The following is a 12,590-nucleotide window of genomic DNA, read 5'->3' as shown; positions in this document are numbered from 1 at the left end:
GAGTCATTGCAACAGAGCCGGGATTAACTCCCGTGTCGCTCCCACAATGCAGTCTGCGCCGGCATTGCGCAGCTTCTGGTGATACGCCATCACGTCTGCCACATGGGGAGGTGCCACGGCAAGGCTGCGCCATCTCAGCTCAGGTCGCCGCTCCCGGGCGTTGATCACCGTTTGCACATCCGCCACGGTGTCGCCGATGTAGGCGACCCACTCCGGTGTCTCTCCATCCGCCAAGGTCTCCGCCATCCGTAACAGCCCTGTGGGGTCGGGTTTGTCTGGTGCATCCCCCATGGCAATCAGGGATGGTTTGTTGAGTCTCAGGCGCTGCTCCAGAACGAATCGTGCTGAGGGGGGTTCAGCTCCGCTGACGAATCCCCAGCGGATGCCTCGGCTGGATAGCTCTTCAAAGAAAGCGGAATCCACCAGCAGCGGTTCATCGCCGATGAAGCCCGTCCAGTCGCTGGGATCACCCTGAGGATCGCCGCCGAAGTAGTAGCCACTGAAAACATCGATCAATGCTGTGCGATCCGGAAGCTCAGTCCCGTGGCGTCGCAGCAGTTCCATGCTGGCGTCCCAGTCGTTGTTCCACCGGCCTTCTCCCTTCAGGTTGTCGATGTCCTCGGGTGTGGGACGCCAGCCGCTGTAGTGCTGGACTGTTTCCTGAAGAGCACGGCGGTAGCTGCCAGCCACATCGCGGATCACACCATCGATATCGAACAGCAGGATGGTTGGGGATCCCAGAACATCTCGTGGGGAGCGGCTGGTAGGTTAGTTGTTTGTATTTCTGTCTTGAGCGCTGACACCATGACGGTCACCGAAGGCGCTGCCCCTACCGACCAGGAGGTCGCGACTCCGTCCGCCGACGCGGCTGAAGGCGCCACCCAGGCAGCTGAAACCACTGAAAAGCCTGCAGCCAGCGAAGGCGAAGGCCGTCCTGTGCTGAAGGGCGCAGCCGCGGCTCTGGCCACGGCCACCATCGATGCCGATGGTGTTCCTTCCGGTTACACCCCCAAGGCTGATGAAGGCCGCTTCCTGCTGAAGATCCTCTGGCTTCCCGACAACGTGGCCCTCGCGGTTGACCAGATCGTTGGTGGTGGCCCCAGCCCCCTCACCTCCTACTTCTTCTGGCCCCGTGAGGATGCCTGGGAAAGCCTGAAGACCGAGCTGGAAGGCAAGAGCTGGATCACCGACAATGAGCGGATTGAAGTGCTCAACCAGGCCACTGAGGTGATCAACTACTGGCAGGAGGAAGGCAAAGGCAAGAGCCTCGAAGAGGCCAAGGCCAAGTTCCCTGACGTCACCTTCTGCGGTACCGCCTGATTTCCATCCTTCAGGTTGTTGCTTCAAACCTGCCCTAGGGCAGGTTTTTTAATGCCTCCCCGTTGCGCGTGGGGTGACTGGATGATGCACAACGAACGACACCAATAAAAAAGCCAGGGGCGGAAACCCCTGGCGCATTGAATGTCATCCGTGGATCAGGTGGATGAATCAGTCGGCAGTTTTGCTGGCCTGAAGGCGAGCGCGAGCTTCATTGAGCTGTTGCTGGGCTTTGAGCTTTTCCGGAGAAGACGGTTGACCTTCCATGCCAGCCACCATGATGGTTGCCTTTTGGAAAGCGGTCTCGGCTGCAGCGGCATCGATGGAGCTGCCCAGTTCGGCCTTGTTCACCAGAACGGTGACTTCATCGGCGTCCACTTCGGCGAAACCACCCATCAGAGCGATGGAGTTCCAGGCACCGTTGGCACGCACCCGCAGCACACCGATATCGATGGCGGTGAGCAGGGAGATGTGGCCAGGCAGGATACCGAGTTGACCGGTGGTACTGGGCAGGATCACCTCATCGGCGCTGCCATCAAAGACGTTCTGGTCTGTTGCCAGCACGCGGAGGGTGAGGGACATGAACCTTGGTTCGAAAAGAGAACGGACTGACGAGAAACACGTGATCGGGGGTGTGATTCACACCCCCGCAGGGATCACTTGGTTTCGGCGGCGATCTTCTCGGCCTTGGCTTTCACTTCCTCGATGTTGCCCACCAGGTAGAAGGCAGCTTCGGGGAGGCTGTCCAGCTCACCGGCAAGGATCTGGTTGAAACCAGCGATGGTTTCCTCCAGCTTCACGTACTTGCCGGGCATGCCGGTGAAGATCTCGGCCACGAAGAAAGGCTGGGAGAGGAACTTCTCTACCTTGCGGGCACGATCCACGGTGCGACGGTCGTCTTCCGACAGTTCGTCGAGACCCAGAATCGCGATGATGTCCTGCAGTTCCTTGTAGCGCTGCAGGGTGGACTGCACGGCACGGGCGGTGCGGTAGTGCTCGTCACCCACCACGGCTGGCTGAAGCATGGTGCTGGTGGAATCGAGTGGATCCACAGCGGGGTAGATGCCCTTGGAGGCCAGGGCACGGTTCAGCACCGTGGTGGCGTCGAGGTGAGCAAAGGTGGTGGCCGGAGCAGGGTCGGTCAGGTCGTCAGCAGGCACGTAAACGGCCTGGATCGAGGTGATCGAACCTTCAACGGTGGAAGCAACACGCTCCTGCAGTGCACCCACGTCGGTGCCCAGGGTGGGCTGGTAGCCCACAGCGGAAGGCATGCGGCCCAGAAGTGCGGACACCTCGGAACCGGCCTGCACGAAGCGGAAGATGTTATCCACGAACAGCAGAACGTCCTGCTTGTTCACGTCGCGGAAGTGCTCCGCCATGGTCAGAGCGGAGAGACCAACGCGCATGCGGGCACCGGGGGGCTCGTTCATCTGGCCGTAGCACAGGGCCACCTTCGACTTGGAAAGGTCGTCGGCGTTGATCACGCCGGACTCCTTGAATTCCTCGTAGAGATCGTTGCCCTCACGGGTGCGCTCACCCACACCACCGAACACGGACACACCGCCGTGCTCCTTGGCGATGTTGTTGATCAGCTCCTGAATCAACACGGTCTTGCCCACGCCGGCGCCGCCGAACAGGCCGACCTTGCCCCCCTGGCGATAGGGAGCCAGCAGGTCGATCACCTTGATGCCGGTCTCGAACACCTTGGGCTTGGTCTCAAGCTCGGTGATGTTGGGGGCATCCCGGTGGATGGGAGCGGTGGCCGTGGTGTTGACGGGTCCCTGCTCGTCGACGGGCTCGCCCAGCACGTTGAAGATACGGCCGAGGGTGCCTTCACCCACAGGCACGGAAATCGGTGCACCGGTGTCAACGGCTTCCATGCCGCGGACCAGACCGTCGGTGCCACTCATGGCAACGGCGCGAACCCGGTGATCCCCCAGAAGCTGTTGAACCTCAGCGGTCAGGGCGACGTCATCGCCCGCGGGGTTTTTCCCCTCGATGCGAAGAGCGTTATAGATCTTGGGCAGTTTCCCGGCGGGGAATTCAACGTCCAGAACCGGGCCGATCACCTGACGGATCACACCCTTGGTGCCAGCAGATGCAGGAGCAGAAGCGACCATAGGAAGGAGAGTTGCGGGAACAGGCGCTGCGCGCTCGGACCCATTCAGAGCGGCGCAACCCTACCACCGCTGTGGTTTCCCCTCACCGGTTCGGTCACCCGCACAGCTTGGGGTATGGCCCGAGGGGTGGTCGCTTGCATACGTTGGCACTCATCGGCATCGAGTGCCAACTCGCGTCGATGCGTGGCGCATTGCGCCCTGTCCCTGCTCCTGCAAGTACCCATGGCTGCTGTTTCTCTCAGCGTCTCCACCGTCAAACCCCTCGGCGACCGCGTGTTCGTCAAGGTCTCTGAATCCGAAGAGAAGACCGCCGGCGGCATCCTTCTGCCTGACACCGCCAAAGAAAAGCCCCAGGTGGGTGAAGTGGTTCAGGTGGGCCCCGGCAAGCGCAACGACGACGGCAGCCGTCAGGCTCCCGAAGTTGGTGTGGGCGACAATGTCCTCTACAGCAAGTACGCCGGCACCGACATCAAACTCGGCAGCGATGAATACGTGCTGCTGTCCGAGAAGGACATCCTGGCTGTCGTCAACTGAGATCAGCCCCGCTGCATTGCGGCTTGAGTCTCAGCTCAGCCTTCCTTAATCATCCTCTTCATTAGGAAACGCCTTCCATGGCAAAGCGCATCATCTACAACGAGAACGCCCGTCGCGCTCTCGAAAAAGGCATCGACATCCTCTGCGAAGCCGTCGCCGTGACCCTGGGCCCCAAAGGCCGCAACGTGGTGCTCGAGAAAAAGTTCGGTGCACCCCAGATCATCAATGACGGCGTCACCATCGCCAAGGAGATCGAGCTCGAAGACCACATCGAGAACACCGGTGTTGCTCTGATTCGTCAGGCCGCCTCCAAAACCAACGACGCTGCCGGTGACGGCACCACCACCGCTACCGTTTTGGCCCATGCCATGGTCAAGGCAGGTCTGCGCAACGTGGCTGCCGGTGCCAATGCCATCACCCTGAAGAAGGGCATCGACAAGGCGTCCGATTTCCTGGTCAGCAAGATCAAGGAAATGGCCAAGCCCATCGCTGACAGCAATGCCATCGCCCAGGTGGGCACCATCTCCGCTGGCAACGACGAGGAAGTCGGCAAGATGATCGCCGACGCCATGGACAAGGTTGGCAAGGAAGGTGTGATTTCCCTCGAAGAGGGCAAGTCCATGGAGACCGAACTCGAGGTCACCGAGGGCATGCGCTTCGACAAGGGCTACATCTCCCCTTATTTCGCCACCGACACCGAGCGGATGGAAGCCGTCCTCGACGAGCCCTACATCCTGCTCACCGACAAGAAGATCGGTCTGGTGCAGGATCTGGTGCCCGTGCTGGAGCAAATCGCCCGCACCGGCAAGCCTCTGCTGATCATTGCAGAGGACATCGAGAAGGAAGCCCTCGCCACTCTGGTGGTGAACCGCCTGCGCGGTGTGCTGAACGTGGCCGCCGTGAAGGCCCCTGGTTTCGGTGATCGCCGTAAGGCCATGTTGGAAGACATGGCAGTACTGACCAACGGTCAGCTGATCACCGAGGACGCTGGTCTCAAGCTGGAGAACGCCAAGCTGGAGATGCTGGGCACCGCCCGTCGCATCACAATCAACAAGGACACCACCACCATCGTTGCCGAGGGCAACGAGGCGGCTGTCGGCGCCCGCTGCGAACAGATCAAGAAGCAGATGGACGAGACCGACTCCACCTACGACAAGGAGAAGCTGCAGGAGCGTCTGGCCAAGCTGGCCGGTGGCGTGGCTGTGGTGAAGGTGGGTGCGGCCACCGAAACCGAGATGAAGGACAAGAAACTCCGTCTCGAGGACGCCATCAACGCCACCAAGGCGGCTGTTGAGGAAGGCATCGTTCCTGGTGGCGGCACCACCCTGGCGCACCTGGCTCCGGCCCTGGAGCAGTGGGCAGCCTCCAGCCTGTCCGGCGAAGAACTGATCGGCGCCAACATCGTGGCTGCTGCTCTCACCGCTCCGCTGATGCGGATCGCTGAAAACGCTGGTGCCAACGGTGCTGTTGTGGCTGAGAACGTCAAGGCTCGCGCTGGTGCCGAAGGCTTCAACGCTGCCTCCGGTGAGTACGTCGACATGCTGGCTGCCGGCATCGTCGATCCCGCCAAGGTGACCCGCTCCGGTCTGCAAAATGCCGCATCCATCGCTGGCATGGTGCTAACCACCGAGTGCATCGTGGCTGATTTGCCTGAGAAGAAGGAAGCAGCTCCTGCCGGCGGCGGCATGGGCGGCGGCGACTTCGACTACTGATCGCTGATCGGGTGGCCGAGAGACCACCCGATCACCCCAATTCAAGTCATACCGAGAGGTCCTGCGGGGCCTTTTTTATTGCCTGGACCGTCTTGTGATGTCTAGGGTTTTCAAGACATGTGCTTTGCGGAGTTTGCTCTCGGCTGCAGTCCATGAATCTATGAGGGTTCAGGAGTGCTCAGGCTGATGTATTGTTTAGTATTGTCGAGTCGGGACAAATGCCCCAGCGACCCGGAGCTTTTGCTGCTCAGTTTGCCCCTGAGACGCTGCAGCGTTTCAAGGACCTTTGTCGAGAGCAAGACAAGGCCTATTCCAAAGTCTTGGAGCGTCTTGCCCGGTTGTACGTCGAAACGGATGGAAGAATTCTTTCGGCAGTTGATTCAGGAGGAGTTCCCTCAAAAGGGGTGCAGAAAAGGCAGGTTCAGGTTGAGTCTCTTCAAAACAAGTTGTTGGAAGATCTGTTGAAGCGCGTTGAGATTCTTGAAAAAAAGGAGACCAAAACGTTGTATGAGTTGGATCGCGTTCACAAGGAACTTGCCTTTTTTAAATCAGGCTTGCAGGCCCCATAGCCTAATAAATGCATTCAGAAGAAAGTCTTGAATGCTTGCTTGTTGACTGGCAAGATGGCTTAATCGTCGAGATCTAGCATGTCTGTGACCATGTTAATAACAATTTCTGTCTTAATACTATAGCTAATAAGTCCGGCACCCAGATTTTTGTTTGATGTCCCTTTTGCAAATAAATTGCCTACGTCCTTGACCAGAGATTTATCGACTATTTTGACGGTAGTGTTGTTAATTCCTGTTGGAAAAACGCAATGTTTTTCATTGGAGTGCAAAATACCTGGTTTTTTGCAGAAGCGATGTGGAACAAGTTGGCCGGCGCCCGCATTGGCAATAAAGAAATCAACATCTTGACAGCGTTGTATTTTCTCTCGGTACGTTTGTCCCACCAGGCTTACGACCGACACATTGGGAAAAGGTAATAATTTTTGCCTAATCGAAGTGACAACTTCAAGATCTTGATTGACTGGGGTTGCTTTGCTTCCACTCAGGCGAGCATGATTTGAATTCTCGTATTCGGTAAAACCATCAACCATAAACACAAACGAATCAAACCAAGGCGTTAGTTGTTGTACAAAAGCGGGGAGAAAGTCTTCTTGTTCGATCCATATCCTTTTCTGCCCAGAAATACCAAACCAAAGAGTGAGGGTATTGCTTTTATTAAATACTTTTCTGATTTGGTTGAATACTTGATTCAATCGATTCCATATGATGTTGTTGTACCAGCCTTTGGAACTGTCTAGGTAGACAACTTTCTCCATTTTTTCGGAATATTGATCAAGCTTCATTTTCAACTGATTCGAGCCGATGACCAATGGAAAGAGGGAAAATGTGGGCTGTTTTTTTTGGGTTACTGAGAGCTTCTTGTAATGTCTAGGGATGAAAAAAGAGTTGTTGCTAATGATTGGCTTGTCAGTCTCTAGCCAGACAAGCCATTTAAGTTGATCGTAGAAGTGATGGTATGGTCTTTTTTGATCGAGGAGGTAGCCGGAAAATGTTGCCTTTTTCGTGCCATACCTTCTCGAGCTTATCTTATTCTTGCCATTGAAAAGTCTTTTGATTGCATTTAAAATTACATCGTCGTTAACAGAAGACTTATGTTTGCCTGAATATGACTCTGTAAAGATTGCATCAACAAATGATGTGCATTGGCATAGGATCCATTGATTTTGGTTGTTTGAGTCGCTAAAGAAAATAAAGTTACACATGCCTTGCCGGATATTTTTAGTAACAAAAGTATCTAAATTTTCTAGGAATGGATGAGGTAAGTAAATTGCTTCCTGCTTCTTGTCAATTGATTTGACTAATGCTTGAATTGTTTCAACGTTGCCGGTTTCAATTGAATGAATTATATTTTTCCATAGTGGACTACAGATCTTTTGAGCAAGAGAGCTGGGAAGCTTTTTAGAAGGAATATGAAATTTGTACTTTATTGGTTTTTTAGAACTCAAATTTTTATTCACTGTGTTCCTCTCTTCATCCAACGACTATACATGGTTTCTCTTCGTCAGCCTGCTCATGCTTGTGTTGTTCAAAACGTTTATGGTATCAATGTAAGTTTAATGTTGTTGGTTTTGAATTTAGATTAAATAATTGTGCTTGTACTTTGCTGAGAGATTTTTGCTTTAAATTTCTTTAGTATTTTGGCTTCTGTGTATGAGTCTTGGGTTGAAAAGTTTATTTGGATGTATTGACATTATTTTAATTCTTCTGATTGTTTGAAAGTTGTTTCCTTGCGCGTTCTAGGAGTTTGGTCAGTTTCTGTCCTTGCGGCCGGTTTTCTTTGGCGACCTCTAGCAACTCAACCTCTGTCGTTTTAGAGACTTTCCCGGATTGGCTTAATTTAATAATCGCATCTACAGTGTCATTGGAGAGTTTTTTTTGAGACTTTTCGGCAAAAAATTGTTGGAGTGTGTCTCCAATAAGATCCATAGATATGGATTCTTCGATGCGGATTTTCTCGGCTTCTTCTGGTGCCAGTGGATCTGCACTTTCATGGCAGAAACTTGAGGGCAGGGTCAACTTTTCGTTTGGTTCGAGGCGTGAATTAATGGTTTGAAGGTATATATTATTTTTGTCGTAGACTTTCTTGAGCTGTTGCTGAGTGATTTTACATTTCTGGGCTTTAAGCTTGGGTTGATTTTTAATCAATGCATCTGAAATTCTTGTGCTAATCAATGGGAATTTCCCGTAAAAAAGCGCATTGATGGTGATTAAAGTCTCAAGTTCTTTCTTGCTGAGGCTTCTATTAATAATCGCTCCGTTTATATTGTCTGCAGGATAGAGCTCTTCTGCTCCTATTGATTTAAAGACCTGCTGCGTAATATCATGTTTGTGAGCTGAGTAATTGATGATCGTATTTTCGATGCTCGATTGAGACATCAGGTCGATAATTTCGGCCGCCTTGGCGTGATGTGACGAGATGAAAAACCTTGCTCTTATGAATTGCTCTAGCGGCATAGAATCTCCATGTCGTTTTACGCGTTGTTGGTACTCAGAGGAAAGCATCTCGTCGACATCTCTTACTGCAAGGATGATGTGCAAATCAATGAAATTTTCCCAGCTACTTTTTCTTTGAATTAAATCTGGAATGAGCCAAAAAAGTGATTCCGAGCTTAAAATTATTTTTGAGTTGTTTTGATTCTTTTTTGCGATCTCTAGCAATTGATCGCTCAAGCTTATCTCGGGGTTCGGCTGCCAATTGCCAGATGTGATTTCAAGCCGAGAAGCTCGATCTCGCAGAGATGGCTGGATGGGATAACTGATGCCTCGTTTGGCTAGCTCCTCTGAGGCAATTGCCAGTGCTGACTGAATCGCAGAAGTTCCTGTTTTTCCGTGGCCAATGTGCAGGAAAAGTTTGGTTTTTTTCACTGCACTCCATCAATTCTAGGTGACTTTAGCATTGGCTCCGTCTTTGTCGTTCTCCTATTTGTGTGAGTGTCAGATCACCGTCTGTTCCTGCGACTTGTTTTTAGCCTTTAATGTGAATATGGAATTCATATTTTAAACCGTGTCCTGGTTGATTGGTCGTGTGGAGGTTGTGATTGTGCGTTGGCTTTGATTTACTGCTTTTGATAAGCATTTTGTGAGAAAGCTGGGGCCTAGTGTTCGATTTGGTGGCTGATCTGGAGTAAGTTTATAGTGCTTTTCTATATTCTTGTTGGTGTGTTATTGTTCGCCGATGGCCGGGTTATTGGTAAGATCAGTTCATGGGATTTCAGGCCGCACTTTGAGCAAGAATCTTTTTTATAGTGTTTTATTATTGCGTGGTTAAAAATTGCTGCTGAGGCTTCAGAGTTTGTGTGCTGTTAATGGTGTTTCGGAGGAGGGGTGAGATTATTATTGGCCAGGATGACTTCTCGATTTATTATTTGAATTAATAAAAATTGACAGCGCTGGAATGTGCTTTGCCTTCTTTCCGGCAGGGGTACCGTGACTGGTTTGCAGGTTGCCAGGTTATTTGTAGGGTCTTGAGGGTTTTGGTGGATCTGTCTGTGTTGTGAGAGATGCCTTATGCCAGTTCGATCACACCGTTTTAATAATCTGATCCAAAAAATAAACGGATGAAATAATCCGCTCTGAAGTCGTTGCTGCTTGATCTGAATTACTCAGCTCAACCAACCAGCACTCAAGATCACGGCCAAAGTCAAAAACAATGCAAGGCAGGTCCAAGTCAGCCGGTTCAACGTTGCTTCGGCGCTGCTGGCGCTACTGAACATGGAGCTGCCGCTGGCGGCCAAGCCACCCATGCCATCACCCTTGGGGCTGTGCAGGAGCACCAAGACGATTAACAAAAGGCCGGTACCGATCCAGCTCCAGGACAAAATTGAGGTCAGCATCAGACGGAAAGAGGCAGGCGAGCGGTTTTGGGGGTGGGGTCCATGTTGGACATCGGTGCAATCAGACTTTCGCCGGTCATGGCCGTCGGTTGTGGTAGGTCGAGAATCTGCAGCAAGGTTGGAGCGATATCGGCCAGCCCCCCGTTATCGCGGAGAGTGATCGAGTTGCCATGGCCAGGCAGCTTGCGCCGTTCTCCTTCAATCAGGATCGCAGGCACAGGATTCGTGGTGTGGGCTGTCCAGGCTTGCCCGTCTGCACCCTGCATCAACTCGGCATTGCCGTGATCAGCTGTGATCAGCATGGTTCCGCCCTGACGACCTACCGCATCCAACAACCGCCCAATGCAGCAATCCACGGTTTGGATCGCCTCCTTGGCGGCATCCATTACGCCGGTGTGGCCCACCATGTCGGGGTTGGCGTAATTGATCACGATCAGCGAATACTCCGCCCTTTCAATGGCTGAAATACAGCTGTCTGTGAGTTGCTCAGCCGACATCGCTGGTGAAAGGTCATAGGTGGCGACCCTCGGCGAGGGCACCAAGTGGCGGTCTTCTCCCGAAAGTGGCTGTTCAATCCCACCGTTCATGAAGTACGTGACGTGGGGATACTTCTCCGTTTCGGCGGTGCGGTACTGCTTCAGACCAGCGTCTGCAACCACCTGCCCCAATAGTTGGTCGAGTGGTTCTGGAGGGAAGGCAACTTGAACGGGGAGGTCCTGTTCCACCTGCGTGAAGGTGACCACATCCAACTCAAGCGTGTGGCTGCGTTCGAAGCCATCGAAATCGGGAAGGCAGAGCGCCTGCACAATCTGGCGGGCGCGATCGGGCCGGAAGTTGAACACCAGAACGCTGTCGCCATCCTTCATGACGCTGTTCTGCAGTCGCACCGGTTCGAGGAATTCATCGGTGATCTCTTCGGCATAGCTGTCCGTCAGCACCTGGCCTGCCGTCCGGTTGTCGACGGAGAAGTTCGGATCGGTGTAGAGGTTGTAAGCCTTTTCGATTCGCTCCCAGCGCTGGTCCCGGTCCATGGCCCAGTACCGGCCACACAGGCTGGCGAGCTGGCCCACGCCGCTTCGGCTCAGGGCTGCTTCCACCTGGCTGATGTATCCGGGTGCGCTCTGGGTGGGTGTGTCGCGACCATCGGTGATGGCATGCACGGCGAGATCGGTGATGCCGCTGTCGGCAGCCCACTGGATCAGCCCACAGATATGATTTATATGGCTATGAACGCCCCCATCGGAGCAGAGGCCAAGCAGGTGCAAGGTCCCGCCCCGCTTCTGGGTGCGTTCCACCAGTTCCTTGAGTGCTTGGGTTTCGCCCAGTTGATTGCTGCGCACCGTGTCGCTGATCCGCACCAACTCCTGACGAATGATGCGGCCTGCACCGATGGTCAGGTGGCCCACTTCAGAGTTGCCCATCTGTTGATCGGGCAGACCCACATGGGAGCCACTGGCCTCAATCAAGGTGTGTGGATAGGTATGCCAAAGGGCATCCATTACCGGAGTGCCGCCTTGCTGGATTGCGTTGTGCTCGCTTGCGTTCCTATAACCCCAGCCATCAAGAATGGCGAGAACGACCGGTGCGACTGTCCCGGTGCGTCCTGAAACGTTGGTAATGCTTTTCCCCACGTTCACCCGCGACCGACGGTTCTTAAGGACTCTTGCAGAATCAACCTAACGCCACGCCAGCCCTCAAGCTGCAATTTCACCCAATCCCCACACCCTTGCACTGCTCAACCCTCCATGGCCGACCCTGACCGGATCGAAATTCTTTCGGAGCGTGAGCTTGGTTTGACCCTGGCGCGGTTGGCGTCTCAGGTGCTTGAAAGTGCCGAAGACAGCCGTCGATTGATGCTGTTGGGGATCCCCACCCGTGGTGTTCAGCTGTCCAGGGTGTTGGCACGTGAATTGGAGCGGTTGACAGGCCATGCCATCTCCCAGGGGTCCATTGATCCCACGTTCCATCGCGATGATCTGGAGCGCATCGGCACCCGTCTGCCCCAGCTCACGACTCTGCCCACCAGCATTGAAGATCGTCAGGTGATCTTGGTTGACGATGTGATCTTCACGGGGCGTACGGTGCGTGCCGCGTTGGAAGCGATGCAGAGCTGGGGGCGGCCGCAACGGGTGATGCTGTTGGCAATGATGGATCGAGGCCATCGGGAGCTTCCGATTCAGCCTGATTTCTGTGGCCGTGTTGTTCCCACCCGGCGCAGCGAGACTATCGAGCTGCGCCTGAGGGATGTTGATGGTGAGGAGGGGGTTTTCCTTAGCCGAATCAGTCGGCAGCCTTGAGTTCGTCGGCGCGGAAATGGGCCTTGTAACGGCCGAAGGCAACGATTACGGGCAGCGTTGGGCTGATTACCCGACCCTTCCAATCATTGAGAACGTTCGCCACCTCACCGGTCTGGCCTTTCATATCAAAGGCTTTGCCCCGGTGTTCGGGATGGTTGAACACAACGACGGATGCCTCCACCGTCACCCTGTCGCCCGCCTGCATCGC

The 12,590-nt window shown here is 54.0% G+C and carries 13 protein-coding genes; 5 read left to right on the top strand and 8 right to left on the bottom strand.

The window, feature by feature from the left end:
- Positions 1–3: 3 nt before the first annotated feature.
- The gene (locus SYNCC9605_RS10855) at positions 4–702 is read right to left on the bottom strand and encodes a TIGR01548 family HAD-type hydrolase (protein ID WP_011365117.1); all 699 of its coding nucleotides are present in this window, start codon (positions 700–702) and stop codon (positions 4–6) included.
- Positions 703–804: 102 nt separating this feature from the next.
- On the opposite strand from SYNCC9605_RS10855, the gene SYNCC9605_RS10850 reads away from it, so the two are divergent.
- The gene (locus SYNCC9605_RS10850) at positions 805–1,320 is read left to right on the top strand and encodes a 30S ribosomal protein PSRP-3 (protein WP_011365116.1); all 516 of its coding nucleotides are present in this window, start codon (positions 805–807) and stop codon (positions 1,318–1,320) included.
- Positions 1,321–1,488: 168 nt separating this feature from the next.
- Here SYNCC9605_RS10850 and atpC read toward each other — a convergent pair whose 3' ends face one another.
- Entirely contained in the window at positions 1,489–1,899 is a 411-nt protein-coding gene (gene atpC / locus SYNCC9605_RS10845) for an ATP synthase F1 subunit epsilon (protein WP_011365115.1), read from the bottom strand.
- A 74-nt stretch (positions 1,900–1,973) separates the two neighbouring features.
- Entirely contained in the window at positions 1,974–3,437 is a 1,464-nt protein-coding gene (gene atpD / locus SYNCC9605_RS10840) for a F0F1 ATP synthase subunit beta (protein ID WP_011365114.1), read from the bottom strand.
- Positions 3,438–3,659: 222 nt separating this feature from the next.
- On the opposite strand from atpD, the gene groES reads away from it, so the two are divergent.
- The 3 genes from groES (at position 3,660) to SYNCC9605_RS10825 (ending at position 6,252) form a co-directional block, all read left to right on the top strand.
- On the top strand, positions 3,660–3,971 hold the full coding sequence (gene groES / locus SYNCC9605_RS10835; RefSeq protein WP_011365113.1) for a co-chaperone GroES: 312 nt from the start codon (positions 3,660–3,662) through the stop codon (positions 3,969–3,971).
- A gap of 77 nt (positions 3,972–4,048) precedes the next feature.
- Positions 4,049–5,683, top strand: a complete 1,635-nt coding sequence (groL, locus tag SYNCC9605_RS10830) for a chaperonin GroEL (RefSeq protein ID WP_006851861.1) — start codon at positions 4,049–4,051, stop codon at positions 5,681–5,683.
- 218 nt (positions 5,684–5,901) lie between these two features.
- Positions 5,902–6,252: a hypothetical protein gene (locus tag SYNCC9605_RS10825; protein WP_011365112.1), complete on the top strand. Its 351-nt coding sequence runs from the start codon at positions 5,902–5,904 to the stop codon at positions 6,250–6,252.
- Positions 6,253–6,311: 59 nt separating this feature from the next.
- Here SYNCC9605_RS10825 and SYNCC9605_RS10820 read toward each other — a convergent pair whose 3' ends face one another.
- The 4 genes from SYNCC9605_RS10820 to gpmI all read right to left on the bottom strand — a co-directional run bounded on the left by SYNCC9605_RS10820 (position 6,312) and on the right by gpmI (position 11,722).
- A complete protein-coding gene (locus SYNCC9605_RS10820; protein WP_011365111.1) occupies positions 6,312–7,730 on the bottom strand; it encodes a hypothetical protein in 1,419 nt (472 codons plus the stop codon).
- Positions 7,731–7,947: 217 nt separating this feature from the next.
- Complete coding sequence (locus SYNCC9605_RS10815; RefSeq protein ID WP_011365110.1) at positions 7,948–9,117, bottom strand: hypothetical protein; 1,170 nt, start codon at positions 9,115–9,117, stop codon at positions 7,948–7,950.
- Positions 9,118–9,854: 737 nt separating this feature from the next.
- Positions 9,855–10,085, bottom strand: coding sequence for a preprotein translocase subunit SecG (gene secG, locus SYNCC9605_RS10810; protein WP_011365109.1), 231 nt, complete (start codon positions 10,083–10,085; stop codon positions 9,855–9,857).
- Entirely contained in the window at positions 10,085–11,722 is a 1,638-nt protein-coding gene (gpmI, locus tag SYNCC9605_RS10805; RefSeq protein ID WP_011365108.1) for a 2,3-bisphosphoglycerate-independent phosphoglycerate mutase, read from the bottom strand. The genes secG and gpmI overlap by 1 nt, the downstream gene beginning before the upstream one ends.
- A gap of 108 nt (positions 11,723–11,830) precedes the next feature.
- On the opposite strand from gpmI, the gene pyrR reads away from it, so the two are divergent.
- Positions 11,831–12,382, top strand: coding sequence for a bifunctional pyr operon transcriptional regulator/uracil phosphoribosyltransferase PyrR (gene pyrR, locus SYNCC9605_RS10800; RefSeq protein ID WP_011365107.1), 552 nt, complete (start codon positions 11,831–11,833; stop codon positions 12,380–12,382).
- Here the strand turns inward: pyrR and SYNCC9605_RS10795 are convergent.
- Positions 12,366–12,587, bottom strand: a complete 222-nt coding sequence (locus tag SYNCC9605_RS10795) for a ferredoxin-thioredoxin reductase variable chain (RefSeq protein WP_041435801.1) — start codon at positions 12,585–12,587, stop codon at positions 12,366–12,368. The two genes, pyrR and SYNCC9605_RS10795, sit on opposite strands and share 17 nt — an antisense overlap.
- Positions 12,588–12,590: the final 3 nt, after the last annotated feature.

It is taken from the genome of Synechococcus sp. CC9605, assembly GCF_000012625.1.
In the GTDB taxonomy this organism is placed as follows: domain Bacteria; phylum Cyanobacteriota; class Cyanobacteriia; order PCC-6307; family Cyanobiaceae; genus Parasynechococcus.
This window is presented reverse-complemented; position numbering and strand designations above follow the sequence as displayed.